This window comes from Shinella sp. (assembly GCF_052438155.1).
Lineage (GTDB): Bacteria > Pseudomonadota > Alphaproteobacteria > Rhizobiales > Rhizobiaceae > Shinella.
Genome location: NZ_JBQVPI010000013.1, coordinates 20,741 through 43,370, shown reverse-complemented (window position 1 = coordinate 43,370; position 22,630 = coordinate 20,741). Strand labels below are relative to the sequence as shown.

Genomic DNA, 22,630 nt, shown 5'->3' with positions numbered 1-22,630 from the left:
AGCCCAAAATGGCCGAAACGCTTTATTTCCGAGCCGAAGAGCTAACCAGCTACGCCACCGCCATGTTTCTTTCGGTGGGCATGAGCGAGGCGGATGCGGCACTGATCGCCGGCGATCTCGTCAAGGCGAACCTGCGCGGCGTCGACAGCCACGGTGTCAGTCGCATCCCGATGTATCTGGAGCGACTGAAGCGCGGCCTCGTCAATCCACGTCCCGACGTCAAGGTGACGAAGGTCGCGGGCGCCGTCGCCGCAGTCGATGGCGACAATGGCATGGGCTTCATCGCCTCGAACATCGCCATGAACGCCGCTTGCGACATTGCCGGCGAGATGGGCATCGGCCTTGCCGGCGTCAACCGCTCCACCCATTTTGGCATGGGGGCCTGTTATGCGCTGCGCGCCATCGAGCGCGGCTTCATCTCGATGATCTTCACCAATTCCTCGCCCGCCATTCCGATGTGGGGCGGGCGCACGACCTTCCTCGGCGCAAGCCCCATTGCCGCCGGCATTCCGGGCGGAAAACACCCGCCCTATGTCATGGACATGGCGATGACGGTGATTGCGCGCGGAAAAATCCGGCTGGCCGCGATGAAGGGCGATCCCATTGCCGAGGGGCTGGCGCTTGATATCGACGGCAACCCCACCACCGATGCCGCCAAGGCCTTCGAGGGCGTCTGCCTGCCCTTCGGCGGCGTCAAAGGTTCCGTGCTGGCGACGTTGATGGACCTGATGTCCGGCGTGCTGACCGGCGCGAATTTCGGCGGCGACGTGAAAAGCCTCTATTTCGACCATTCCGAACCACAGAATGTCGGCCACCTGTTCTTCGCCATCAAGCCCGACCTCTTTCTCTCGATGAGCGATTTTGCTGCGCGCATGGATGAGTTCTACGAGCGCATAAAGGTTCTTCCGCGCGCGGCGGGTGTGGACGAAATCATGATGCCGGGCGAGCCGGAACAGCGCCGCGAGGACGAGCGCCGCCGCACCGGCATCCCGGTCACAGACAATGTCGTCGCGGACCTTGCTGCCGAAGGCGCGGGCGCCGGGGTCGCTTTCCCCGAAGGCCGCGCAGCGCCATTCGGGACGGCCTGATGAACCGCCTCTCCGCTCATATCGGCTATCTCTATACCGAACTGCCGCTCGCCGCGCGGCCGGCCGCAGCCGCACGCGATGGCTTTACCGCGATCGAGCATCCCGAGCCCTGGGCCGTGCCCGCCGCCGATATGCGAGCCCGCCTTGCCGATCTCGGCCTTACCTTCTCGCAGGTCACCTCCGGCATGGGCGATGCGGCAAAAGGAGAAAAGGGCCTTGCCGCCCTGTTGGGCCGCGAGGCGGAGTTCCGCGCCGGCTTCGACCGGGCGCTCGATTACGCGCAAGCCATCGGCTGCCCCTTCGTTCATCCCATGGCGGGCGTGCCGAAGGGCGGCGTGCTGGACGCCGGCGAGACCTATCGTTTCAACCTCTCCTGGGCTTTGAACCGGGTGGAGGGGAGCGGTGTGCGCGTCCTCGTCGAGGCGATCACCATTCCGGGCTACTACATGGGGAGCCTTTCCCTCGCGGCGGAATTGCAGGATCAGTTCCACGGCCGCTTCGACCTTCTTTTCGATACCTACCACGCCGCCACGCTTGGCGAGGACCCCGTCCTCTGGGCGGCGCAGAATGCCCGCCGTATCGGCCATGTCCACATTGCCGACCACCCCGGCCGCCATGAGCCGGGAACCGGCACATTGCCCTTCGACCGCATTCTCTCCGCCTTGGCGGCGGCGGGTTACGCAGGCGCGGTCGGCTTTGAATATGTCCCGTCCGCCGCAACATCGACCAGCGCAGCGTTCCTGCCGGGCTGGAAGCGGCTCCTTTCCGAAAAGGTTCTTCCATGACCGCGATCACTTCCGTCAATCCCGCCACCGGACGCCCCATTCGCAGCTTCGAACTGCAGGACGATTCCGCTATCGAAGCCGCTCTGGAAGCCGCCAGCCAGGCGCAGCGTGCCTGGCGGCTGGTGCCCGTCGGCGAAAGGGTGGCTCTGCTCACCCGCATGGCGGCGGTACTGCGCGCCGGCAAGGCGCGATATGGCGAAATGATCGTGCGTGAAATGGGCAAGCCGCTCGCCGAGGCCGAGGCCGAAATCGAAAAATGCGCCTATAACTGCGATTTCTACGCCGAACATGCGCCGCTCTATCTCGCCGATGAGCCAGTGCCCTCCAATGCCACGGAGAGCGTCGTCGCCTTCGAACCGCTCGGTGTCGTGCTGGCGATCATGCCGTGGAACTATCCGTTCTGGCAGTATTTCCGCTTCGCCGCCCCGGCGCTCGCCGCCGGCAATGGTGCGATCCTCAAACATGCCAACAACGTGCCGGAATGCGCGCTGGCCGTGCAGGAGGTGATGGAAGCGGCCGGTGCTCCCGCAGGGTTGACGGCGACGCTTATTATCGACACATCCAAGGTCGCCGGTCTCATCGCCGACGCGCGGATCGCGGCCGTCACGCTGACCGGCTCGACCGAGGTCGGCGCCATCGTCGCATCGCAGGCGGGCAAGGCACTGAAGAAGCAGGTGCTGGAACTCGGCGGCTCCGATCCGTTCATCGTGCTTGCGGATGCCGATCTGGAGGCTGCGGCGGAGACCGCCGTCAAGGCGCGCTACGTCAATGTCGGCCAGTCCTGCGTCAACGCCAAGCGCTTCATCGTCGAAGAGGCGGCCGCCGAGCGCTTCACCGCGCTTTTCGTCGAAAAGGCCGCCGCGCTGAAAATCGGCGATCCGATGGACCGCGACACGAAGATCGGCCCGATGGCCCGCGAAAACCTGCGCACCAGCCTGCACGAGCAGGTCGAGCGGTCGCTGGCCGAGGGCGCGGAGCTGAAGCTCGGCGGTCAGCCGATCGAGGGCGACGGCTTCTACTATCCACCCACCGTGCTCGACCACGTCAAGCCCGGCATGACGGCCTTCCGCGAGGAAACCTTTGGCCCGGTCGCCGCCATCATCCGGGCGAAGGATGCCGACGAGGCCGTGGCCATGGCCAATGACAGCGAATACGGCCTCGGCGCCGCGCTGTGGACGGGCGATACCGCCCGCGGCCGCAAGCTCGCCTCCCGCATCGATGCCGGTGCCGTCTTCATCAACGGCATGACCGCCTCCGACCCACGTTATCCCTTCGGCGGCATAAAGCGCTCCGGCTATGGGCGCGAGCTCGGCGTCTACGGCATCCGCGAATTCGTCAACATCAAGACTGTCTGGATCGGTCCAGCCAAGTGAGGTCTCAAATGTCCGAACCTGCCATCCTGCGCCCGCACGAACTGAAGACCAATGATCGCGGTGGCGGTGCGCGCACCACGCCGCTCGTCACCCGCCGCTGCGGCTCGACCAGCATGATCAACGGCATTACCGCCTTCGACCCGGGCGCCGCCATCGGCGTGCATTTCCACAATTGCGAGGAAAGCGTCATGGTGATCGAGGGGGAGGCCATCGCCGAGATCGATGGTGTGCAACATCACCTCGGCACCAACGACACGACGTGGATCCCCGCCAACGTGCCGCACCGCTTCATCAACGCCACTGACAAGCCGATGCGCATCTTCTGGACCTACGCCACGGTCGATGCCACCCGCACCATGGTCTCCACCGGCGAAAGCCGCTCCATCGACGCCGAACACGGCCACGCGCCGAAATGAGGGAGGGTTCCATGTCCCCCGTCATGGAGGTCGCCGAGATTACGGTGAACGACCCGGCAGGATTCGAGGCGGCCGTCGCGGCGGCGCGACCCTATTTTCTCGCGGCGGAAGGTTGCCTTGATCTGGCGCTGCACCGAATTATCGAAACGCCGGATACCTATCGGCTTCTGGTGAAATGGCGCCGGATCGAGGATCACACGGTCACCTTCCGCGCCTCGGAAGGGTTTCAGAAATGGCGGGCACTGGCCTCGCCCTATTTCGCCGGCCCGCCGGTCGTGACCCACTCGACGGCAATAGACTTGTGACGGGCGGCGCATGAAACACTCACTGCTCCTGCGACGCGGCATGACTGTCCTGATTTCGGCAGGCGGCGTGGCCATCTTCCTGTTGCTGGATCTGCCTTTGCCGTACCTGTTCGGTCCGATGGTGGCGTCGCTCGTGGTCGCACTCTGTGGCGCGCCGCTTACGGGCCTGGGGCAGGTTTCAATCGCGGCGCGTTCGGTGCTCGGCGTGGCGATCGGAACATCGGTCACGCCAGCACTTGTGGCCGAGCTTCCCTCGATGCTGGCTTCCGTGGCGCTGGTTCCCCTCTATATCGTGGTGATCGGCCTGATCGGCGTGCCCTTCTTCCGGCGCGTCTGCGGCTTCGATCCCGTGACGGCCTTCTATGCCGCCATGCCGGGCGGGGCGGCCGACATGACGATCTTCGGGCAGGAGGCGGGGGCGAATGTCCGGCAATTGTCGCTGGTGCATGTCACGCGGCTGATGGTCATCATGGTCGTCGCGCCGATCATCCTCGTCAACATCTACGGCGTCGGCCTCACCCATCCGATCGGTCCGCCGGCCTCCGACCTGCCGGTGTCGGAACTCATGATCATGGCCGTCGCGGCCCTCGTTGGCTGGAAGGGCGGCGAGCGGATCGGCCTTTTCGGGGCGGCGATCCTCGGGCCGCTGCTCGTTTCGGCCGTCCTGTCGCTCGCCGGTATCCTGCATCTGCGCCCGCCGCGCGAGGCGCTTCTGGCTGCGCAGTTCCTCATCGGCATGGGCATCGGCGTCAGCTATGTCGGCGTCACCATGCGGGAGCTGCGTGACACGGTCGCTGGTGGGGCCGCCTTCGTGGTGATCCTGGCGGCGCTTGCGGGCGCGGTAACGGAACTGGTGACGCTGACCGGCCTTGCCCCGCCCGTCGAAGGCTTTCTATCCTTCATCCCCGGCGGCCAGGCGGAAATGTCGATGCTGGCGCTCGTTTCCGGCGCAGACCTCAGCTTCGTCGTCGTGCACCACTTGACCCGCATCCTCGTGGTCATTCTCGGTGCGCCGGTGCTCTTCCGCTTTCTGCGGCGGGCTCAGCCGCCCGATTGATCGGGCCGCAAGCGCGCCAGCGCCGCGACGATTGCCCGTCCAGCGGCCTCCACGTCGTCGGCCGAGACATCGAGGTGGGTGACCATGCGGATGCGGTGCTGCCCTTCGACATTGACGCGGATCGCCTCGCCCGCAAGCGCTTCCGCCAGCGCGCTTGCCGAAACACCCGTCCCCACGAGGTCGAGAAAGAGAATGTTGGTGACAGCGCCCTCCGGCTGCACTTGAAGTCCGGGCACCGCTGCGAGGATTGCCGCAAGGCGCCGGGCATTGTCATGATCCTCCGCCAGTCGCTCGATATTGTGATCCAGCGCGTAGAGACCCGCTGCAGCAAGGATGCCGGACTGCCGCATCGCCCCGCCCAAACGGTGCTTCCAGATCAACGCCTCCTCGATAAACCCGGTGGATCCCGCCAGCACCGCGCCGACCGGGCACCCCAATCCTTTGGACAGATCGATCCAGACGCTGTCGCAGGGCGCTGCGAAGCGCGCTGCCGGCAGGCCCGTGGCCACCGCCGCATTCAGCAACCGTGCCCCATCCATATGCAGCGCGAGCCCGTTTTCCACGGCCAGCCCCTTCAAAGCGTGAATCGCATCTTCCGACCATATCCGGCCGCCACCCCGATTGGTGGTCTGCTCGATAGAGATGACCCGGCTGCGTGGCGAGCGGTGGCGCGGCGCCCGCAGGCGGCTTGCGACGTCCGCGACGGTAAAGATGCCGGTGGCGGTATCGATCGGCCGGAACTGCGCGCCGGCAAGCACCGCGGCTCCCGCCCCTTCGGACCCGAAAACATGTGCGTTCTCCGCACAGACGATCTCGTCCCCCGGCCGGCAGTGCACGAGAAAGGCGATCTGGTTCGCCATGGTGCCGGAAGGCAGGAACAAGGCCTTTTGTTGCCCAAGAAGATTGGCGACACGCTCCTCCAGCGCCAGCGTCGTCGGGTCCTCGCCCCGCTGCTCGTCGCCCACCGGCGCGGCGCAGATGGCCAGGCGCATGGCCTCGGACGGCCGCGTCGCGGTGTCGGCGCTCAGGTCGATAAGGCGAGGGTGCTCTGGCATGAATGGGTCCCTGAAACGTGCTGCTGGAATGCAATTGCGAAAGAATACCGGGTCTTACCCGGATATGCGAGGCAACGGAACCGGCGGCGCAAAGTCAACAGGCCCGGATCGAAAATCGCTTTCACGGGTGAAATGGCGACTGAGCATTTCTGCCCATAGCCGCACGGTCTGGTGCGAAACGCCATAAGCCACGGGGCCAGCAGGACCTCACCATAGGCAGGCCGAGCAAAAAGCGAAGTTACGACCAAATGGCGTGAGCGATCACCCCGGTGGGCAACCGATGGTGACGGTAGGAGGATCATGGGAGGCTTTTGCCATGCCATAGGCCGCCTGTTTTCCTCGATGGCCGTTACGTTTACGGTGCTGCCGTGAGAGACTTGAAATCGACCGGCAAACGCTACCGTCGAAAGGTCGCGGGCATACCCCACGAGGAGACAACAATGCCACATGTGATACTCAATATGGTCGAAGGGCGGACGGAAGAGCAGAAGAGGGCGCTCGCCGATGCGCTCACCAAGGCTGTAACGGCGACGTTGGGCTGCAGCGAAGACCTCGTTTCGGTGGCGATCGAGGACTTTAAGGATGAGGAATGGATGACCAGGGTCTTTGCGCCGGACATCCAGCAGCGGTCCGATACGATATACAGGATGCCTGGTTACGGCTCCGAGGATTGAGGTCCCGGCTGCCGAGCGCGCCTGCCGCAGGTCTGGCAGCTATTGACACTGAAGCGTTGCGGGTGGAGCGCAAATGCGCCGAAATTCGATGGGTAGCCATAATCGGCTCGACTCGTCGAAAAACAGGTGCCGAGTGTTGCGAACCTCACGTTGGCCCCTCCGGATCGTCGCCTTGACCTGTGCCGTGCTCTCACGGGCGATGATCTTGGCGGGGAGGATCGTCTCCATCGGCACATTCGTGGCAGCCAAGCTGCCTCTGATTTCAGTGCAACGAGCGTTTCAGGTCTTCCGTAAAGATGGATGCCGCCAGGGCGCGGCCGCGCTTCTCACGCTGAACGAGCGAGAGGACATTCTTGCCGAACGTTCCATCTCGAATGGGCACATAGGCAAGCGTGCCGTTGTGCTGCTCTTCCGCTACGTCGAACTTGCTCAAGAAGGCAATCCCGTCGCTAAGGGCGGCGAGGGACTTCATGGCCTCGATCGAATTCGTGACGAAGGTCGGCTCCACAATGAGGCCCGCGGCGACAAAGGCTTCCGAAACGATGGAATGCATGACCATCGACCGGTCCGCGAAGATCAGCGGATAGCCTGTACAGTTTTTGAGCGGCATCATTTCATGGCCGGCAAGGGGGTGGTCGCTTGAAACCACGGCGCCGAGGCGTGTTTCGAGCCGGACCAGGGTCTCCAGCTGTGCCGTCGGCGGCAGGTTGAAGGCAAAGCCGAGATCGGCTTCGCCATCGGCGACAGACTTGACGATTTCGCGGATTGGCATGTTCCGGATCGAGAGCCGTATGCGCGGATGGCGGGCGCAAAAACCCGTCGCGGTCTTCGCGACGATCCCCTCGGCAAGCCCGTTCGTGGTTGCAATGATGACTTCGCCGCTCTGAAGGCCCTTGATATCGCGGATTTCGGCTTCGACCTGGCTGTATTCCTTTATGGTCCGCCGCACATGTGCGACGAGAATTTCACCGGCCGGTGTAAGCCGGAGGCCACGCGGCAGCCGCTCGAACAGCGGTTCTCCGATCACGCCTTCCAATTGCAGGATATGCTTGTTGATCGCTGACGGCGCGACGTTCAGACGGTCGCCCGCCGCCCGGATCGAGCCCAGGCGCGCAACTTCGTCGATATAGCGCAAAACCCGGGAATGCAGCATCATTTCACCTCAAACGGGATCGTCCGCGCGAAAATACTGTTTTTCGATCGCAGTTCAATCGGTGGGGACGCATCCTTCGCAGGACCGCCCCCACAATGTTGCCGTTCAGGCCATCAGGCGGAACCTGTGCAGGGAGATGAAGAGGCTGAGCAGCTTGTTGACGACGGGCTCGCCCTCGTTGCGGTTGCCCAATTCCTCCAGGGCTGCATCGATGGCACTGGCCGCGGCGGTCAGTTCGGAAACGGTCATGTTTGCCATGACGCCGTAGATGTCGAGCGGCAGTACCGCCTTCTCTTGCATGTTCTCGGTGACGATGCAGGCGCCGGCATGGGTGTCCACCTGTTTGACGCAATGGCACATTTCCGCGCTGTCCTCGCCGACGACCACGAAATAGGGTTTTGGCGCCGGCCAGAAGGTCGCGACCGCGCCGCGATCGATGGAGACGCCCTTGAATAGGCCGTTGACGATATGACGCTTGCCATCGGCATAACGCTGGATGACCGACAGGCGGCTGTATTTGACGCCATCGACCTCGGGCACCACCTTGCCGTCCCGCAGCGGCACCCAGACTTCCTGGTAGAACTTTGCATGGCCGCGGCCATAGACGTCGAACAGATAGATTTTTGCCGTGTTGCCATCTTCAGAAATTTCCAGCGGCACGATATCGAGCTGCTCGGCCGAAAGATCGGCAAGGCCCGGCACGCCCTTCTTGCACATGCCGGAATAGTCGATCTCGGCATTCTTCAGGAGCTTGCGATCCTTTGCTACAAGTTCGCCATCCTTGAACACATAGAGCGGATTGATCTTCGACAGGCTGTCGGTCAGCACGATGTCGGCGAAGCGGCCGGGCGTCAGCGAGCCGATCTGGTCTTCCATGTGGAAGGAGCGCGCCGTGTTGTAGGTCGCCATCTTGATCGCATGGATCGGGTTGATGCCCATCTCGGCGCAAAGCGAGATGATCCAGTCCATGTGCCCCATGGTCAGCAGGCGTTCGATGGAGATGTTGTCCGTGCAGAGCATGAAGTTGTCGGTCGGCCATTTGCGATCCACGATGGACCGCAGCAGGACCTTGATCACCTCGCTGGAGCCGACGCCGAACTTGATATGCGTCGGGAAGCCGTAGCGGATGCTTTTTTCGATGTCCTTCTCGTTCCAGACGTCGTGGTTGTTGGAGCAGCCGATGGCCGGCAGGTAGTTGAGCATCATGTCGGAGAGCGCGGTGACGCCCCAATGGCCGTTCATGAAGCCACCGCGGGCGCGAACCCAGGCAGCCTTGCGGAAGTCGTCGTCATCACCGGACGAATAGGTGAAGTGCTCGAACTCGCCGAGGCCGATTACCGGTTCCATGTCGAGCACGCGGTTTGTCACCGTCGCGGAGACCTTCTTGCCCGGCGCGAAGGCATAGAGGCGGTAGGGCAGCTTGTCATAGTCGCGGAAGAGGTTTTCCGCCGCCTGCACACCCTCCTGCCCGGCCGCACTCAGCAGATCGAGGCATTCGGAATAGATCGTCGTCGTGCCACAGGGCACCATCGCTTCCGCAAGCGCCGTCGGGTGGGCAAGCTGGGACTCGAAATGGATATGGGCGTCGATCAAGCCCGGAATGGCATAGAGCCCCTTGCCGTCGAAGACGTCCTTCACCTTCAGGACACTCTCGTCGGGATTGAGCGCGATGATGCGCTTGTCATAGACGAGGATCGAGCCCTGGTAGACGGTCTCGCCGTGAACATCGAGGATGTTCAGGTTCTTCAAAAGGAGGTCCGCTTCACGCTCCCCGTTCAGGATGGCGAAGATCGCACGCACCTTGTCGTAGTGTACGGTTTCCATGTAGCTCATCTGCGTGTTCCCGCATTGCTGGTAATCGGCACGACAGCCCTCAGCCACGCCCCGTCGGCCGCCGGTCGGGCGGGGCGTGGCTGGACCTTCGTGTGTGTTGTCGGATTGGCTGTTTGACCGTGGGTTATCCGTGCCCGCGCTCTTCCGCATGGCTCTCGTGCCAGGATCCGATCGCCCAGTTCGATAGCGCTGACATGGCGGCGAAGAGCACGATGCCGACCAGGGTGATCAGCCCGAGCGCCGCAAACATAAGCGGTATGTCGAGCTGGAAGCCGGCCTGCAGGATTTCATAGGCAAGGCCGGAGCCCATGCCGCCCGTGCCGGCGACGAACTCCGCCACGACCGCGCCGATCAACGCAAGCCCGCTGGAAATGCGCAGGCCCGCGAAGAAGTAGGGCAGGGCGCTCGGAATGCGCAGGCGCATCAGCGTCTGCAGCCGGGAAGCCTTGTTCGCGCGGAAGAGGTTCAGCAGACCCGGATCCACACTGCGCAGCCCGAGGGTCGTGTTCGAGATGATCGGAAACAGTGCGACGATCGCCGCACACAGGGTGAGCGCCAGCCGCGTGTCCTTCACCAGAATAATGATGAGGGGCGAGATGGCGACGATGGGCGTGACCTGCAGGATGATCGCGTAGGGAAACAGGCACGCCTCGATGAGGCGGCTCTGGTTGAACAGGAAGGCGATGGCAGTCCCTGCCACCACCGCCACAGCAAAGGCCTGTATCGTCACCATAAGCGTGACCGACAGCGCCCGCAGAAGCGATGTCAGGTTCTCGGCAAAGCTCGCCCAGATGTCGCTCGGCTTGGGAAAGAGGTAGATCGGCACATCATTGACTGTGCACAGGACCTGCCACAGCACCAGGATTGTGACGCCGACGACAGCCGGTCCTGCGAACCGAAGCGTGCCGTCGAAGTTTGTGGTCGCGTTCTTCATGGTTTGCCTCCTCCGGACATGCTGCCGGACATTTCCGAAGCCTCGCGCAGTTCCCGCGACAGTTCCGCGCAAAGCGCGGCAAAGCGCGGGCTGCCCCGGAACGCATCGTCGCGCGGCCAGGGGGCGTCGATGTCGATGATCTTCGAGATTCGGCCCGGCCGGGCCGCCATGACGACGACGCGCGTGGACAGGAATACTGCCTCGTAGATCGAATGGGTCACGAACACGATCGACAGGCCGCGTTCACGCCAGAGTTCCAGAAGATCGGCATCGAGCTTGTTGCGCGTGAACTCGTCCAGCGCTCCGAAGGGCTCGTCCATCAGGAGCAGATTGGGCTCCGTCACCAGCGCCCGCGCGATCGAGACACGCATGCGCATGCCGCCGGAGAGCTGCCGCGGCAGGCGATCCTCGAAACCGGCAAGCCCCACCTTCTCCAGCGCCAGGCGCACCCGCTCGTCCGCCTCCTTGCGGGGCGTCCTCGCAAGGTCGAGCGGCAGGCGGACATTTGCCTGAATCGTCGCCCAGGGCATCAACGTCGCATCCTGGAAGACGATGGACAGTGACTTGCCCGCCGTTCCGGTCTGGTCGAACGAGCCGCCCCACCAGCTGAGTTCCCCGCCGGACGGTTTCAAGAGGTCCGTCATCATGCCGAGGAGTGTACTTTTTCCGCAGCCCGAGGGACCGATCAGCGTCAGGAACTCACCGGGCTCCACCCGCAGGTTGACCGGTTCAAGCCCTCTGAATCCGTTCGGGAAGGTTTTTTCCGCCGAACGGACGTCAATGATGGCTGTTTGTTGCGCAAGCGCCATACTACTCTCGATTTTCCTTGAAAATGCCAGTTGCGTCATCCGTCACCTCAATCTGGCTTGATTTTCAGGCCCTTCACGTAGTCGATCGTGAAGGCGTCCTTCCAGTTCGTCTCGGGCTTGAGCAGGCCCGCCGAGACCATGTAGTCATAGCTCGCCTTCCAGCGTTCTTCCTTCATGATGCCGATGCCGTCCGTCGCCGCGTCACCGCCGGTAACGAGCCCGAGTTCCTTCATCCGCTTCAGGGCGAAGGCGAGCTGCGCGTCGCTCATCTTGGGGTTGGCTTCCTTGATGAGCACATTGCCCGCCGCCGGATCGGCAAGATAGCTCTTCCATCCCTCGATCGAGGCGCGCACGAACTTCTCCACCACATCCGGTTTGCCTTCGATGACATCCGTGCGGGTGACGAGCGTGATGCCGTAGGGCGGATAACCCTCGTCGGCGAACAGGAAGAAGTTGTAGGGCACGCCCTGCTTCTCGAGCGTGAAAGGTTCCGAGCTCGGGAAGGCCTGCTGGGCCGACTGTGGATCGACCAGGAACGGCTGGACGTTGAAGGTATACGGCCGGACCTGCGTGTCCTCCAGGCCATGCTTGGCCTTGAGCCAAGGCCACCATGAGGCCCGGGCGGACGTTGCGATCATGAGGGTTTTGTCTTTCAGGCCGGCGAGGCTGTCGACATCCTTGTGGGTCAGCATGCCGTTGACGTCATGCTGGAACATGGCGGCGACCGCCTTGACCGGCAACTTCTGTTCCACGCCGCTCAGGACCTGAAAGTCGAAGCCGTTGTAGAAGTCGGTTTCGCCGGCCAGCAGCAGCTGCATGCCGTTGATCTGAGGCCCCCCCATCTTGATGGTGACTTCGAGCCCTTCCTTCTCGTAAAGACCTTTCGCCTTGGCCTGATAGAAACCACCATGCTCGGCCTGAGCATACCAGCTCGTCATGAAGGTGACCTTTTGGAGATCCGCGGCCTCGGCCATCCCCAGCGAGCACAGAAAAGTAACCGATGCGCCAAGCAGCAGGCGCGCCTTGTCCGTTGTGTTCTTCATTTTCGTTCCTCCCAAAACGACAGCAGGCACATTCCAGAGCCTGCTCCTCACCAGCATCAAACGCGAAGAACGCGCTTCCGAAAAGCATATAATAACGCACGGAGTGCTCGCTTTTCGAGCACGCTAAAAAAGTTCCGGAACCTCGCATTGCGACTCAGGTTGAACTTGTCGGCGTCAATCGCGATACGGGAGGCTGTTTTTCCACAAGCCGCGTGAAGCGATCGCAGAGAACCTCACTTGGGAACCTCTTTGTTTCGGCGTGGAATACTGCCCTCCATTTCCGACAAGGACATGCGCCGCCCGTCCTTGTCGGAAACGACTGCCAGCGCAAGTGGTGGACGAAGAAAAGCGCCATGCTCACCCAATCGGTCGGGTGCGAGACAATAGGCATCGCCGGCGCGAGGGACGATATGTATCCGGGCGCCTTCTCCACATAAAAATGCCTTCAGGTTGTATACCAGACGCGCCTCACCCTGGCGGCTCTCCGGCGATACATGCTGGGCTTGCGGCCCTTCACATTGATGCGCGCATATCGGGAAACGGCTCAGTTTTTGTCAAAAGCGCTTTACCTGCGGGGCATGTATGCAGTATGTATGCAAGATTGCATTCAATAATTTGGAAAAATTGCATGCTTGCTTTTGTTGCAAAGCGGATGCTGGGCCTGGTGCCCGTCATTCTCATCGTTTCGATCGCCGTGTTCCTCTTGCTGCGGCTGAGCCCTGGCGACCCTGCGGTCGTCATCGCCGGCGACAACGCGGACGCGGCGACAATCGAGAAGATCCGTATCTCGCTTGGGCTTGATCAGCCGCTGATCACCCAGTTCTTCATGTGGGCGGGTTCCCTGTTGCAGGGGGATCTTGGGATTTCGATCTTTTCCAACATCCCGGTGTCCGACCTCATCCTCCAGCGGATCGAGCCGACGGCGTCGCTGGCGCTGACGACACTCATCTTCGCCATCGTGATAGCCGTGCCGCTCGGCACCATCGCCGGCGCGACGGCTGGCAGCTGGCTCGACAGGACGTTGATGCTTGTTTCGGTGCTCGGCTTTTCCGTGCCGGTCTTCGTGCTCGGCTATTGCCTGATCTATGTGTTCTCGCTGCAACTGCGCATGCTGCCGGTGCAGGGCTTTGCCAGCATACGTGACGGGATCGGCCCGTTTTTCTCCACCATTGCACTGCCGACAGTGACGCTTGGCCTTGCCTACCTGGTGCTGATTGCCCGCATCACGCGCGCCAGCGTGCTCGAGATGATGGGGGAAGATTTCATCCGCACGGCGCGCGCCAAGGGCGTCAAGGAGCGCCTTGTCGTGACCCGCCATGCATTGCGCAATGCGGCCATCCCGATCCTCACGGTCATCGGCATCGGCGTCGCACTCCTGATCAGCGGCGTCGTGGTGATCGAGACCGTGTTCAACATTCCCGGCGTCGGGCGCCTGGTGGTCGATGCCATCTTGAAGCGCGACTACCCGGTCATCCAGGGCGTCATCCTCATGTTCTCCGGCGTCTATGTCCTCGTCAATCTGGCGATCGACATCGGCTATGCCTTCCTCGATCCAAGGGTGCGCTACTGATGAACAGCTTTGCTCCCCCCTCGGCCGCGCCGGCTTCCGCAAAGCGTCGCCTGCCGGCCTTCCTGAGCAATCCTTCCGTCCTGATCGGCGGCCTGCTCGTCCTGGCGATTGCCCTGATGGCGCTGGCGGCACCCCTGCTTGGCACGGTCGATCCGAGCCGTATAGCGCCGGCCATGCGACTGAAGCCGCCATCCGAGCTTGCCTGGTTCGGCACAGACCTCTTCGGCCGCGACGTCTATAGTCGTGCAATCTACGGCGCGCGCAGCTCCATCCTCATCGGCCTCTGCGTTGCGGCAACCAGCCTTCTTCTCGGCGTCGCCATCGGCCTGGTGACCGGGTATTTCCGTTGGGTGGATGCGGTCGTCATGCGTGTCATGGACGGGCTCATGGCGATCCCGACCTTCCTGCTTGCCATCGCGCTCGTCTCGCTGACCCGCGCCAGCATCGGCACGGTCATCGTGGCTCTCACCATTCCGGAAATCCCGCGCGTCGTGCGGCTCGTGCGCAGCGTCGTGCTGACGGTGCGCGAGGAACCCTTTGTCGAGGCCGCCATCTCCGTCGGCACCTCGACACCGAAGATTCTCGTCCGGCACATCCTGCCCAGCACCTATGCGCCGCTGATGGTGCTCGGCACCTATATCTGCGCCTCCGCCATCCTCATTGAGGCGGGTCTCAGCTTCCTTGGCACCGGCCTGCCGCCGGAAATCCCCAGCTGGGGCAACATGATCTCGGAAGGGCGCACCTTCTTCCAGGTCGCACCGCGGCTGGTCTTCCTGCCAAGCCTTTTCCTGGCGCTGACTGTGCTCGGCATCAACCTGCTTGGGGACGGCCTGCGCGACACGCTCGACCCCCGCATTGCAAAACGGATGTGAAGGTGATGCTGATGAAGACCCCACCCGTCATCGAGGTCGAGAACCTCGCCATTGCCTTGCCCGGCGACGGCGACCGCGGTTTTGCCGTCGACCACATATCGCTTTCGGTCGCTGCCGGCGAGATCGTCTGTGTCGTCGGCGAATCCGGCTCCGGCAAATCCGTCACGGCCCAGTCCATCATGGGCCTCTTGCCGAAGGTGTTTCCGAAGCCGGAAGGCCGCATCCTTTTCGAGGGCCGCGACATCACGAAGGCGACGCCCGCTGAACTCAGGGACCTGCGCGGACGCGGCATCGGCATGATTTTTCAAGAGCCGATGACCGCTCTGAACCCGGTCCAAGCCGTCGGCAAGCAGATCGACGAAGTGCTGCGCACCCATCTAAAACTCTCCGGCCGTGCGCGTTTCGACCGGGTCATCGCCGCGATGAACGAGGTCCGCCTGCCCGATCCGGAGCGGATGTACCACGCCTTCCCGCACCAGCTTTCCGGCGGCCAGCGCCAGCGCGTGCTGATCGCCGCGGCACTCATCCTCGGCCCCAAGCTCCTCATTGCCGACGAGCCGACAACGGCGCTCGACGTGACGACGCAGGCGCAGATCCTTGCGCAGATCCGCGATCTGCAGCGCGACCGCGGCATGGGCGTGCTTTTCATTACCCACGATATCGGCGTCGTGCGCGAGATCGCCGACCGGGTCGTGGTCATGAAGGCCGGCAAGGTCGTCGAACAGGGACCTGCGGCCGCAGTGCTCGATGCGCCGGCCACCGACTATACGCGCATGCTGATCGCCGCCGTGCCGACGCTGGAGCCGAAACGCAAGGGCCATGTCGTCACTGGCGACGTGGCGATCAAGGTGGATGGGCTGGCAAAGACCTATCACAGCGGCGGCCTTTTCCGTGACAAGCGCACGGTGCATGCCTTGCAGGGCGCCTCGCTGACCGTGCGCCGTGGCGAGACGCTGGGCATCATCGGCGAGTCCGGTTCCGGCAAGTCTACGCTTGCCCGCTGCATCACCGAATTGATCAAGCCGTCCTCCGGCACCGTGGAGCTAACTTCCGGCCAGAGCAGCCGCGCCTTCCGCCAGCGCCTGCAAATGGTCTTCCAGGATCCATACCGCTCGCTCAATCCACGCCGTACGGTCGGCCAGTCGATCATTGAAGGGCCGATGAATTTCGGGCTGAGCAGGGTCGAGGCGACGGAGCGGGCGAAAGAATTGATGCAACTCGTCGGCCTGGAGCCGCATGCGATCGACCGCTTCCCGCACCAGTTTTCCGGCGGCCAGCGTCAGCGCATTTCGATTGCCCGGGCGCTCGCCATGGAGCCGGACATTCTGGTTGCGGACGAGGCGGTTTCGGCGCTCGACGTTTCGGTGCAGGCCCAGGTGCTGCGCCTCATCGATGATATCCAGAAGCGCTTCGACCTTGCGATCCTCTTTATCACCCACGACCTGCGCGTGGCCGCACAGATCTGCGACCGGCTGATCGTCATGCATCGCGGCGTGGTCGTCGAGGAGGGCACGGTGGCCTCGGTCTTCGCTGCGCCCGCTCATGCCTATACCCGCGAGCTTCTCGCCTCGATACCCGGCCGGGCGGAAGAACCCGTTCCGGCCTGACGACAGGTTTTTACCAAAAGGGGAATGACAATGTTCAATCATGTGAAAACATCGTGCCGGGCGCTCCTCGCTTCGGCCGTGCTCTTGTCCAGCATGGGCGCCGCTCTTGCCGAAACCACGCTGAGGGTCGTGCCGAGCGCCGACCTTCAGGTGCTCGACCCGATGGGCGCGACCGCCGACATCGTGAAGATGCACGGCTTCATGATCTACGACACGCTCTACGCGCTCGACGAGCACTTCGTGCCGCAGCCGCAGATGGTTCAGGACATGACGCTGTCGGACGACAAGAAGACCTATCGCTTCACCCTGCGCGAAGGGCTGAAATGGCATGATGGGGCGCCGGTCACGGCGGAGGATTGCGTGACCTCGCTGAAGCGCTGGCAGGCGCGCGATGCCGCCGGCCAGCTTATGGCGCGCCAGCTCAAGGAGATGCGTGCCGTCGACGAGCGCACCTTCGAGCTGGAGTTCAACGAACCCTATGGCATCGTGCTGGAATCCCTGAGCAAGGTGGCCTCGAACATTCCGTTCATGATGCCCAAGCGCATCGCCGAGACCGACCCCTTCAAGGAAATCACCGACTATACCGGCTCCGGTCCGTACAAGTTCGCCAAGGACAAATGGGTGCCGGGCAGCAAGGTGGTCTATGAAAAGTTTGCCGACTACGTGCCGCGTTCGGAACCGGCAAGCGCCTTTGCCGGTGGCAAGGTCGTCCAGTTCGACGTGGTCGAATGGGATATAATAAAGGACCAGCAGACGGCACTCTCGGCGTTGATGGGTGGCGAGATCGACTTCTGGCAGAGCCCTTCGCTCGACCTGCTTCCTGTCATCGAGGCGGCCGGCAACCTCAAGACCAAGGTTGTCAACGAGACCGGCACGCAGGGCACGCTGTTCTTCAACCACACCCAGCCGCCCTTCGACAATGCCAAGGCACGTCAGGCCATGTTCTACCTGACGAACCAGGAGAACTATCTCCAGGCGGTCAACGGCAATCCCGATTACTTCAAGACCTGCGCCTCCTTCTTCATCTGCGGCACGCCGATGGAGACCGAGGCAGGGCTCGATGCCCTGAAGGCTCCCGATCCGCAGAAGGCCAAGGCGCTCTTTGAGGAGGCGGGCTGGGATTTCTCCAAGCCGATCGTCATTCTCGACCCGACCGACGAGAGCATCGTGCATCCGGAAACGGTGGTGACGGTGCAGGCGCTGCGCGACATCGGACTGACCGTCGACGTGCAGGCAATGGACTGGGCGACGGTGCTGAAGCGCCGCAATTCCAAGGAACCGGCCGACAAGGGCGGCTGGAACCTGCTCCACTCCTATGTCGGCGGGCAGGTCGTTTCCAATCCGGTCTGGAGCATCACCTTCTCGGCCGCTTGCGAGAAGGGCATCTTCGGCTGGCCCTGCGACAAGGCCCTGGAGGACCTTCGCCTGAAATTCGCCCTTGCCGACGGCGAGGAAGCCCGCAAGGCGGTTGCGGCGGAATATTCCATCCGCGCCTTCGAGACCGGCCACCATATTCCGCTCGGCCAGTGGAACACCTTCGTCGCCTTCTCCGACAAGGTTTCCGACGTGCTGGTGACGCAGGACGTCCCGGTCTTCTGGAACCTCAAGAAGAGCGATTGAGGCCAGAGCGGAGAGCGACGTCCGTCGCCGCTCTCCGCAGAACTCCCACTTCTAGGGTCTGTCTGGCTCATTCTGAATCAGACAGACTCTAGGGTTCTTTGTTTTCGTTTGTCTTTTCGGAAAAACCGGTTCCCATTTTTCCCTGACAAACTCTAGAATGCGAGCAGAAACCATGTCGACCGACTACGATCGTTTGCCCTTCCAGCCCGAAGAATATCTCGCCCGCCGCGATGCGCTCAGAACGCTCATGACTGAACGCGGCATCGATGCCTGCGTGCTGAACTCGACCGAGAACATGTATTACCTGACGGGCTTCGGCTCGCTCGCGCACGGCGCGACCTCGCTGATCGTGCGGGCAGACGGCAAGGCCGTCTGGGTGATGCGCCTGACGGAGCTCAGCAATATCCGCGCGCTGAAGGGCAAGATCTGGGCTGACGACGGCATCGGCGTGCCGGACGGACAGGACTATGCGACGGTGCTCGCCCGCACGATTGCCGAGTTCGTCCCCGGCAAACCTGTTATTGCCGCGGAATACGGTACGGTGCAGATGGCCATCGCCGGTTTCCTGCGGCCGAAGGACGATGCGGTCCTCAATGCCTCGGGTCTCGTCGAACATCTGCGCCGCATCAAGAGCCCTGCTGAAATCGACCTCCTGCGCAAGGCCGGCCATATCGCGGCGCAATCGTGCCTGGACGGGTTTGCGGCGCTGCAGGAGGGCATGACCGATACGCAGCTTGCCATGGTCGTCAGCGACAGCATGATGGCCAATGGTAGCCACCGTCCGGCCAAGATGCCGAATGTCTGCGCCGGCCCGCGCACGGCCCGCGCCCATGTCACCTGGTGCGGCGCGCCGATTTCCCGCGGCGAACTCGTCAATATCGAGCCGGCCGCGTCCGTCTTCGACTATCACACACCGATCTTCCGTTTCTATTCGATCGGCCAGCCCGCTGCGCGCGTGCTGCAGCTGTTCGACGTCTGTAAGGAAGCGCTCGACGAAGGCTTTGCCCGGGTGCGTCCCGGTATGACGGCGCATGAGGCGGCTCGCATCTTCGAGGGTGTGATCGAACGGCGCGGTTTTGCCGAATGGATGGTCACGCGCCCGGCCTACAGCATCGGCGGCTCGTTCGCGCCCGGCTGGGGCGAGGACAACGTCATGGCGCTCCGCCGCGATCATGACGCTCTTCTCGAAGAGGGCATGTGCTTCCACGTCACGCCCTGCCTCTACGAAGACGGCGTCGGCTGCGTCGGCGCCAGCATGCCGGCCGTCCTGACCGCAAACGGCTTCGAATCCCTCAGCGGCGATGATGTCGTCTTCGGCGTCAAGTAAGGTGCTGGGGCGCGGCTTTGTCGTTTCCTAGGAAAACGATTCGCGCGCTCCCATTCCAAAGCCCCATAGCCAGCCTGGATAGGCTACCAGCCTGCGAAATCGGCAAGCAGGCTCTCGTCGACCCGCTCTGCTGCGACATCGGCGAGGGCCTGATCAAGGATGGCGACGCCCTCCTGTGCTTGGTTTTCGGTGAGCGTCAGGGGTGGAGTGAATTCGAGCACGTTTGACTGGACCCCGACGTAATACAGCACGAGGCCAAGCTGGAAGGCGCGGTAGACGGTGAGTGCAGTCTGCCGTGCTGCCGGTTCGTGGCTCGCGCGGTCGGTGGCGAGTTCGACGCCGAGAGCAAGGCCGCGGCCGCGCACATTGCCGATCAGCGCCTGGCGCGCAGCGAGGCGATCGAGGGCGTCGCGCAGCACAGTGCCGGTTCTCTCTGCGTTCTCGACGAGATGGTCGCGCTCGATCGTCTGGAGCACGGCAAGTGCTGCAGAGGCGCAGACGGGGTTGCCGTGCACGGTCTGTAGCGAGAAGGCGACAGCGTGGTTCATGATGGCTTCCGGGCCGACCACCGCAGAGATTGGCAGGCCGCCGCCAAGGCCCTTGCCGAAGACGACGATATCAGGCTCGATGCTGGAATGCTCGAAGGCGTTGAAGCGGCCACTGCGGCCGAGACCGACCTTCACCTCATCCGAGACGAGCAGGATGGCGTGCTTGCGGCAGAGTGCTTCCACCGCCTTGAAGTAGCCGTCCGGCGGAACCAGCATGCCGCCGTCCGACTGGATCGGCTCGATGAAGAAAGCGGCCACCTCTTCCGGCGGCACGTCCGTCGCGAAAAGCGTTTCGAGATGGGCAAGTGCTGCGTCCTTCGCGGCTTCCGGGCTACCGGCTGCATAGCTGTTGGGATAGGGCACAAGCGTCAGGCCTTCGGCCCGAGTGCCCTGCTGGGCCGGATGGCCGGAGACGGCCATCGAGCCGACCGTGCCGCCGTGATAGGCGCCGCTGAAGGCGAGAATGCGCGGCCGGCCGGTGGCGGCGACGACCATGCGGGCGACCGTCTCGTTGGCGTCGGAGCCGGAATGGCCGAACCAGACCCGGCCGCGGGCGCGCTCTGGCACCAGCGACAGGAGCTTTTCCGCAAGCAGCACGCAGGGCTCGTTTGCGGTCGAAAGGTAGCTGGCGCCCGCCTGGTCCGAGAGCGCACGATCGACCGCCGCGCGGACCGCGGGATGGGAGTGGCCGAGGCTGGCCGCGCCCCAGGAGGCGGCAAAGTCGAGGAGCTGCCGTCCGTCGTCGCCGGTGAGATAGGCACCGCTGCCGCCGACGATCGCCTGCGGGAAGAACCGCAGATGCGCCATTTTCGAGACCGATCGGCTTTCGCGGGCGTAGAGACCGGACATCGTGCTTTCCTCGCCTATTTGAAGAAGGTCAAAACCTCGTCGAGCTGGACGACATGGCAGTAGATCATGTTGATGATCTCGAGTTCCCGCTTGTGCAGTTCATCCGTTGCCGCAGCACCACAATCGTCGACGACCACCACGCCAAAACTTTCGTCGGCGAGGCTGCGCACGGTCGAGGAGACACACTGGTCGGTGAAGATGCCGCAGCAGATGACGTCCTTGATGCCCATATTTGCGAGGATCAGGCGGAGATTCGTGCCGGTCAGCGCGCTGTCGGTCGTCTTGGTGATGACGATTTCGTCGGGGCGTGGCTCGAGCTCCGGTACGATCTGGCCTTCCGGCAGCTCCTTCGGCAGAAGCAGGTAATTGAAGCCGGGCTTCTTCTGGCTGAGCGAGCGGTCGCGGCCGTCCGGCTTCTGGCAGGCGATGCGGGCGTAGATGACCTCCACCTTGCGCTTGCGGCATTCTTCGATCAGCCGTGCTGTGTTCGGGATTACGGTCCCGCGCACGCGGTCGTAGAACGGTTGCCAGCGGGCGGTTTCTTCCGGCGTGTCCTTCGGGTCGAGATAGGTGTTCTGGAGGTCGATGACGAGCAGCGCCGTCGTTTCCGGGTCGAGCACGATGTCGTCCGGCGCCTCGGCATTGGCGTAGTAGAAGGAACGGTAGGCGGTCTTCCAGCTCATGGTGCGGTTTCCTTCTTGCGGCGGGCGCGGGTGAGGATGTGGCCGATCTCGCGGTTGGGGAAGAGACCGCCGGGTTTCAGGATCATCACGGCGATCATAGCGAGCGCCAGCACGATTTCGGTAAGGCCGATGACCTGGCCGGCGCCGACGGACGTGGCGTTCAGCGCCGACTCCGTGCTGCGCAGGCCCTCATAGGCGACGGTGATGAGGACCGTGCCGGCAACAGCGCCGGTCACCGTGTTGGCCCCGCCGATCACCAGCATGGTGACGATCAGGAAGGTCTCCTTGAGGTAGAAGGCTTTTGGCGCAAAGGACGTGATGAAGTGGCCCCAGAGCGCGCCGCCGATGCCGGCGATGAACGCGGCGAGGATGAAGGCGCGCCAGCGCAGGTGCGGAATGTTGGCGCCGAGGGCTGCGGCCGCCACCTCGTCCTCGCGGGAGGCGCGCAGGAGCTTTCCGGTGCGCGATTCCTTGAAGAGCAGGGCGACGATGACGACGATGCCGGCGACGATGGCGGCGATCGGCATGTCCGTCGTCTTCGGTAGGCCGAAAAGGGTGCGCGGGCCGTTGGTGAAGGCGCTCCAGTTGTTCATGACCGTGTAGAGCACGACGAGCAGCGCGAAGGAGGTGATGACCGACGCCGCATCGGACAGTCGCATCAGCGGATAGGCGACGACAGCAGCAACGACTGCGGCCAGAACGCCGGCGGCGAGCATGGCGATAAGGGGCGAGACTTCCACCAGCTTCATGAATTCGTACAGGTCGGGCAGTGCCATGCCCTTCATCTGCGCCGGGATGGTGAGCACGGCGGAGGTGTAGGCGCCAAGCCCCATGAAGCCGATATGGGCGAAGGAGAGCAGGCCGGAATTGCCCATGAAGGTCTGCAATCCGATGACCAGCACCAGCGAGATCAACAGGTTGGTGGCGATGCGGTCATAGAGGCGGATGCCGAGAAGCTGGCTGCCGACGCCGATGATCAGGATGACACCGATGAGGATGAGGGCGGTGAGATAGGAATGTTTCATGGGT

General features: G+C 63.2%; 21 protein-coding genes. 12 read left to right on the top strand and 9 right to left on the bottom strand.

Features of this window, described 5'->3' with window-relative positions:
- The first annotated feature begins 8 nt into the window (after positions 1–8).
- From ACT6VE_RS21585 to ACT6VE_RS21560, 6 genes are read left to right on the top strand one after another with little or no spacing between them, the layout of a single operon-like run.
- Positions 9–1,088 carry an Ldh family oxidoreductase gene (locus tag ACT6VE_RS21585; protein WP_444800493.1) on the top strand — a complete coding sequence of 360 codons (1,080 nt, stop codon included), beginning with the start codon at positions 9–11 and terminating at the stop codon, positions 1,086–1,088.
- Complete coding sequence (locus tag ACT6VE_RS21580; protein ID WP_444800492.1) at positions 1,088–1,873, top strand: TIM barrel protein; 786 nt, start codon at positions 1,088–1,090, stop codon at positions 1,871–1,873. The genes ACT6VE_RS21585 and ACT6VE_RS21580 overlap by 1 nt, the downstream gene beginning before the upstream one ends.
- Positions 1,870–3,246, top strand: a complete 1,377-nt coding sequence (locus ACT6VE_RS21575; protein WP_444800491.1) for an NAD-dependent succinate-semialdehyde dehydrogenase — start codon at positions 1,870–1,872, stop codon at positions 3,244–3,246. Before ACT6VE_RS21580 ends, ACT6VE_RS21575 begins: the two co-directional genes overlap by 4 nt.
- An 8-nt stretch (positions 3,247–3,254) precedes the next feature.
- Entirely contained in the window at positions 3,255–3,662 is a 408-nt protein-coding gene (locus tag ACT6VE_RS21570) for a cupin domain-containing protein (RefSeq protein WP_444800490.1), read from the top strand.
- Between the two features lie 11 nt (positions 3,663–3,673).
- On the top strand, positions 3,674–3,967 hold the full coding sequence (locus ACT6VE_RS21565) for an antibiotic biosynthesis monooxygenase family protein (RefSeq protein ID WP_444800489.1): 294 nt from the start codon (positions 3,674–3,676) through the stop codon (positions 3,965–3,967).
- 10 nt (positions 3,968–3,977) lie between these two features.
- The gene (locus ACT6VE_RS21560) at positions 3,978–5,024 is read left to right on the top strand and encodes an AbrB family transcriptional regulator (RefSeq protein ID WP_444800488.1); all 1,047 of its coding nucleotides are present in this window, start codon (positions 3,978–3,980) and stop codon (positions 5,022–5,024) included.
- Here ACT6VE_RS21560 and ACT6VE_RS21555 read toward each other — a convergent pair.
- A complete protein-coding gene (locus tag ACT6VE_RS21555) occupies positions 5,009–6,079 on the bottom strand; it encodes a threonine aldolase family protein (RefSeq protein WP_444800487.1) in 1,071 nt (356 codons plus the stop codon). The two genes, ACT6VE_RS21560 and ACT6VE_RS21555, sit on opposite strands and share 16 nt — an antisense overlap.
- Positions 6,080–6,519: 440 nt before the next feature.
- On the opposite strand from ACT6VE_RS21555, the gene ACT6VE_RS21550 reads away from it, so the two are divergent.
- Positions 6,520–6,753, top strand: a complete 234-nt coding sequence (locus tag ACT6VE_RS21550) for a tautomerase family protein (protein ID WP_444800486.1) — start codon at positions 6,520–6,522, stop codon at positions 6,751–6,753.
- Between the two features lie 262 nt (positions 6,754–7,015).
- Here the strand turns inward: ACT6VE_RS21550 and ACT6VE_RS21545 are convergent, their stop codons facing one another.
- From ACT6VE_RS21545 to ACT6VE_RS21525, 5 genes are all read right to left on the bottom strand, one after another.
- Positions 7,016–7,906 carry a LysR family transcriptional regulator gene (locus tag ACT6VE_RS21545; protein WP_444800485.1) on the bottom strand — a complete coding sequence of 297 codons (891 nt, stop codon included), beginning with the start codon at positions 7,904–7,906 and terminating at the stop codon, positions 7,016–7,018.
- Positions 7,907–8,011: 105 nt separating this feature from the next.
- Positions 8,012–9,739: an amidohydrolase family protein gene (locus tag ACT6VE_RS21540; protein ID WP_444800484.1), complete on the bottom strand. Its 1,728-nt coding sequence runs from the start codon at positions 9,737–9,739 to the stop codon at positions 8,012–8,014.
- A gap of 124 nt (positions 9,740–9,863) precedes the next feature.
- On the bottom strand, positions 9,864–10,673 hold the full coding sequence (locus ACT6VE_RS21535) for an ABC transporter permease (protein WP_444800483.1): 810 nt from the start codon (positions 10,671–10,673) through the stop codon (positions 9,864–9,866).
- Positions 10,670–11,482 (bottom strand): ABC transporter ATP-binding protein, encoded by an 813-nt coding sequence (locus ACT6VE_RS21530; RefSeq protein ID WP_444800482.1) that lies wholly within the window; start codon positions 11,480–11,482, stop codon positions 10,670–10,672. Before ACT6VE_RS21530 ends, ACT6VE_RS21535 begins: the two co-directional genes overlap by 4 nt.
- 47 nt (positions 11,483–11,529) lie before the next feature.
- Positions 11,530–12,525: an ABC transporter substrate-binding protein gene (locus ACT6VE_RS21525; protein WP_444800481.1), complete on the bottom strand. Its 996-nt coding sequence runs from the start codon at positions 12,523–12,525 to the stop codon at positions 11,530–11,532.
- A 628-nt stretch (positions 12,526–13,153) separates the two neighbouring features.
- On the opposite strand from ACT6VE_RS21525, the gene ACT6VE_RS21520 reads away from it, so the two are divergent.
- From ACT6VE_RS21520 to ACT6VE_RS21500, 5 genes are all read left to right on the top strand, one after another.
- Entirely contained in the window at positions 13,154–14,095 is a 942-nt protein-coding gene (locus ACT6VE_RS21520; RefSeq protein WP_444800480.1) for an ABC transporter permease, read from the top strand.
- A complete protein-coding gene (locus ACT6VE_RS21515) occupies positions 14,095–14,967 on the top strand; it encodes an ABC transporter permease (protein WP_444800479.1) in 873 nt (290 codons plus the stop codon). Before ACT6VE_RS21520 ends, ACT6VE_RS21515 begins: the two co-directional genes overlap by 1 nt.
- 11 nt (positions 14,968–14,978) lie before the next feature.
- Positions 14,979–16,574: an ABC transporter ATP-binding protein gene (locus ACT6VE_RS21510; RefSeq protein WP_444800478.1), complete on the top strand. Its 1,596-nt coding sequence runs from the start codon at positions 14,979–14,981 to the stop codon at positions 16,572–16,574.
- Between the two features lie 30 nt (positions 16,575–16,604).
- A complete protein-coding gene (locus ACT6VE_RS21505; RefSeq protein ID WP_444800477.1) occupies positions 16,605–18,194 on the top strand; it encodes an ABC transporter substrate-binding protein in 1,590 nt (529 codons plus the stop codon).
- A gap of 172 nt (positions 18,195–18,366) precedes the next feature.
- Positions 18,367–19,521, top strand: a complete 1,155-nt coding sequence (locus ACT6VE_RS21500) for a M24 family metallopeptidase (RefSeq protein WP_444800476.1) — start codon at positions 18,367–18,369, stop codon at positions 19,519–19,521.
- A gap of 83 nt (positions 19,522–19,604) precedes the next feature.
- Here ACT6VE_RS21500 and ACT6VE_RS21495 read toward each other — a convergent pair whose 3' ends face one another.
- Genes ACT6VE_RS21495 through ACT6VE_RS21485 form a run of 3 tightly spaced genes read right to left on the bottom strand, consistent with a single transcriptional unit; the run spans position 19,605 to position 22,626 of the window.
- The gene (locus tag ACT6VE_RS21495; protein WP_444800475.1) at positions 19,605–20,918 is read right to left on the bottom strand and encodes an aspartate aminotransferase family protein; all 1,314 of its coding nucleotides are present in this window, start codon (positions 20,916–20,918) and stop codon (positions 19,605–19,607) included.
- A 14-nt stretch (positions 20,919–20,932) separates the two neighbouring features.
- Positions 20,933–21,601 carry a cysteine hydrolase family protein gene (locus ACT6VE_RS21490; protein WP_444800474.1) on the bottom strand — a complete coding sequence of 223 codons (669 nt, stop codon included), beginning with the start codon at positions 21,599–21,601 and terminating at the stop codon, positions 20,933–20,935.
- Positions 21,598–22,626: a branched-chain amino acid ABC transporter permease gene (locus ACT6VE_RS21485; RefSeq protein WP_444800473.1), complete on the bottom strand. Its 1,029-nt coding sequence runs from the start codon at positions 22,624–22,626 to the stop codon at positions 21,598–21,600. Before ACT6VE_RS21485 ends, ACT6VE_RS21490 begins: the two co-directional genes overlap by 4 nt.
- Positions 22,627–22,630 lie beyond the last annotated feature (4 nt).

What these genes read in the sequence shown, in the direction of transcription:
- ACT6VE_RS21585 (WP_444800493.1), top strand. Translation starts at nt 9, where the DNA reads ATGGCCGAAACGCTTTATTTCCGAGCCGAAGAGCTAACCAGCTACGCC.
- ACT6VE_RS21580 (WP_444800492.1), top strand. Translation starts at nt 1,088, where the DNA reads ATGAACCGCCTCTCCGCTCATATCGGCTATCTCTATACCGAACTGCCG.
- ACT6VE_RS21575 (WP_444800491.1), top strand. Translation starts at nt 1,870, where the DNA reads ATGACCGCGATCACTTCCGTCAATCCCGCCACCGGACGCCCCATTCGC.
- ACT6VE_RS21570 (WP_444800490.1), top strand. Translation starts at nt 3,255, where the DNA reads ATGTCCGAACCTGCCATCCTGCGCCCGCACGAACTGAAGACCAATGAT.
- ACT6VE_RS21565 (WP_444800489.1), top strand. Translation starts at nt 3,674, where the DNA reads ATGTCCCCCGTCATGGAGGTCGCCGAGATTACGGTGAACGACCCGGCA.
- ACT6VE_RS21560 (WP_444800488.1), top strand. Translation starts at nt 3,978, where the DNA reads ATGAAACACTCACTGCTCCTGCGACGCGGCATGACTGTCCTGATTTCG.
- ACT6VE_RS21555 (WP_444800487.1), bottom strand. Translation starts at nt 6,079, where the DNA reads ATGCCAGAGCACCCTCGCCTTATCGACCTGAGCGCCGACACCGCGACG.
- ACT6VE_RS21550 (WP_444800486.1), top strand. Translation starts at nt 6,520, where the DNA reads ATGCCACATGTGATACTCAATATGGTCGAAGGGCGGACGGAAGAGCAG.
- ACT6VE_RS21545 (WP_444800485.1), bottom strand. Translation starts at nt 7,906, where the DNA reads ATGCTGCATTCCCGGGTTTTGCGCTATATCGACGAAGTTGCGCGCCTG.
- ACT6VE_RS21540 (WP_444800484.1), bottom strand. Translation starts at nt 9,739, where the DNA reads ATGAGCTACATGGAAACCGTACACTACGACAAGGTGCGTGCGATCTTC.
- ACT6VE_RS21535 (WP_444800483.1), bottom strand. Translation starts at nt 10,673, where the DNA reads ATGAAGAACGCGACCACAAACTTCGACGGCACGCTTCGGTTCGCAGGA.
- ACT6VE_RS21530 (WP_444800482.1), bottom strand. Translation starts at nt 11,482, where the DNA reads ATGGCGCTTGCGCAACAAACAGCCATCATTGACGTCCGTTCGGCGGAA.
- ACT6VE_RS21525 (WP_444800481.1), bottom strand. Translation starts at nt 12,525, where the DNA reads ATGAAGAACACAACGGACAAGGCGCGCCTGCTGCTTGGCGCATCGGTT.
- ACT6VE_RS21520 (WP_444800480.1), top strand. Translation starts at nt 13,154, where the DNA reads ATGCTTGCTTTTGTTGCAAAGCGGATGCTGGGCCTGGTGCCCGTCATT.
- ACT6VE_RS21515 (WP_444800479.1), top strand. Translation starts at nt 14,095, where the DNA reads ATGAACAGCTTTGCTCCCCCCTCGGCCGCGCCGGCTTCCGCAAAGCGT.
- ACT6VE_RS21510 (WP_444800478.1), top strand. Translation starts at nt 14,979, where the DNA reads ATGAAGACCCCACCCGTCATCGAGGTCGAGAACCTCGCCATTGCCTTG.
- ACT6VE_RS21505 (WP_444800477.1), top strand. Translation starts at nt 16,605, where the DNA reads ATGTTCAATCATGTGAAAACATCGTGCCGGGCGCTCCTCGCTTCGGCC.
- ACT6VE_RS21500 (WP_444800476.1), top strand. Translation starts at nt 18,367, where the DNA reads ATGTCGACCGACTACGATCGTTTGCCCTTCCAGCCCGAAGAATATCTC.
- ACT6VE_RS21495 (WP_444800475.1), bottom strand. Translation starts at nt 20,918, where the DNA reads ATGTCCGGTCTCTACGCCCGCGAAAGCCGATCGGTCTCGAAAATGGCG.
- ACT6VE_RS21490 (WP_444800474.1), bottom strand. Translation starts at nt 21,601, where the DNA reads ATGAGCTGGAAGACCGCCTACCGTTCCTTCTACTACGCCAATGCCGAG.
- ACT6VE_RS21485 (WP_444800473.1), bottom strand. Translation starts at nt 22,626, where the DNA reads ATGAAACATTCCTATCTCACCGCCCTCATCCTCATCGGTGTCATCCTG.